Genomic DNA, 1,270 nt, shown 5'->3' on the forward strand with positions numbered 1-1,270 from the left:
ATTATATTAAGCGGAATGGTATAATTTACAATTAAGGAGTATTAAAAATGAATGATGCTATAGAAACTGCCCGTCTTCAAAACAGCTTAAAGAACCCTATTGTTGCTTTAGCACTTGGATTTTTTATTCCGGGGGCAGGTCAAATGTACGCAGGCTCAGTGATGTGGGGAACAATTGCACTGATTGCTACTATTGTTTGCTTTATTACTATTATTGCATCGCCACTTGCTTTTATTATTTGCCTTGTCAGTTTGTTTTTTGGATATTCATGCACCAAAAAAGTGAATGACAGGGTGTTAGAAGCAGCAAGCAAAGTCGGATAGTATTGAGAATATGCACTTTAAGAATTTCTTTCTTGTGCATATTATTATCCGTTCGCGCATAATACCAATCCGCCTAAGTAACTGATCGTTTTACTGGTTTAAATGACTAATATCTGCGTTGCATTCAATTGCAATAGCCAGCTATTACTCAATCATGCGCCTTGACCTTAGTCATTTACCCTGCGTAAAACCTGATCATTATATTAAGCGGAATGGTATAAGATATAAACGTTCACTGAAAACTCATTAGGTCTTTCATATGATCACAATACACTTCTCTTGTTATGACACATAGCAACTGTTTTTTGCGACCTATTATTTGATGTTAATAGTTGTTAACTTGCCCCAATAAATAACGAACAACTTACTGGTAATACAGCGGTTTTGTGATATTTTTGTTTTTTACTGGAAATTCAGTGTGTCGTGCATTTTGGGTGATGAATAATTTAAGTTTAACCTGTTATCAAATAAGGGGATTTAACATAAATTACTGATCATGAATATTTAGCTGTCTTCTTTGCTCTCAAAAAACGCCACTGCTTATTGAGCTTAACCTCGATGCAATAAAATACTTATATAACGCCGCGAATAAATATTTAACAGTGAATATTTTATTGACGGAAATGGATGATTTACACCATAAAACCATCCCATTTTTATTTTAGCTGTAACCAATCATTCACCGCTATTGGACCGTGCAATTGTTCAGCAGGGGGGCGGGTACTGTCAACTTAACAGCCCCTCAACCAATTGTGCGATAATCTGCTGATGAAAAATTCAAATATCTATGCAGGTTATCGTTATCCAGCCCAAATCATAAGCCACGCAGTTTGGCTTTATCATCGTTTTACGCTCAGCTTTCGTGATATCGAAGAGTTGCTTGCAGCTAGATGTGTCGTTGTCAGTTATGAAACGATTCGTCAGTGGTGTAAAAAATATGGCTCAAT

Annotated in this window: 1 protein-coding gene and 1 pseudogene; both read left to right on the top strand. The window is 36.1% G+C overall.

All coding sequences use genetic code 11. The features are described 5' to 3' along the window. Positions 1–47 precede the first annotated feature (47 nt). Positions 48–323, top strand: a complete 276-nt coding sequence (locus G322_RS0119365; RefSeq protein ID WP_022943297.1) for a hypothetical protein — start codon at positions 48–50, stop codon at positions 321–323. A gap of 768 nt (positions 324–1,091) precedes the next feature. Further along, a pseudogene (locus G322_RS24460) lies at positions 1,092–1,270 on the top strand (IS6 family transposase); the annotation flags it as partial.

The sequence above is a fragment of the Psychromonas hadalis ATCC BAA-638 genome, from assembly GCF_000420245.1.
GTDB classification, from domain to species: domain Bacteria; phylum Pseudomonadota; class Gammaproteobacteria; order Enterobacterales; family Psychromonadaceae; genus Psychromonas; species Psychromonas hadalis.